The organism is Cryobacterium sp. 10I5, from assembly GCF_035019865.1.
Lineage (GTDB): Bacteria > Actinomycetota > Actinomycetes > Actinomycetales > Microbacteriaceae > Cryobacterium > Cryobacterium breve_A.
In genome coordinates this window covers 1-211 of record NZ_JASJVI010000254.1, presented here as the reverse complement: position 1 = coordinate 211, position 211 = coordinate 1, and the positions used below count along the sequence as shown (strand labels likewise).

The window sequence follows — 211 nt, the reverse complement described above, 5'->3', positions numbered from 1 at the left end:
GCGGGTTGCGGCCGGTGCGCGCCGCGGTGGCGGTGCGCTCGACGCCGAGCCAGCCCGGGATGGTGACCTTGCCGTCGCTGGCGACGGTTTCGGCGAGTGCGGCAAAGAATGCGGTGAGCACGCTGTCGACGGCAACCTGGCTCTGGCCAGAGTCTGCGGCAACCTTGGCAACGAGCTCGGTCTTGTTCAGCGACTTGTCAGCCATTGAGTG

1 protein-coding gene is annotated in these 211 nt (G+C 67.8%); it reads right to left on the bottom strand.

All coding sequences use genetic code 11. From position 1 onward, the window contains the following. Positions 1-205 (bottom strand): HU family DNA-binding protein (locus tag QN350_RS19900; protein WP_323517252.1); only part of this gene is annotated, 205 nt, incomplete at its 3' end. Positions 206-211: the final 6 nt, after the last annotated feature.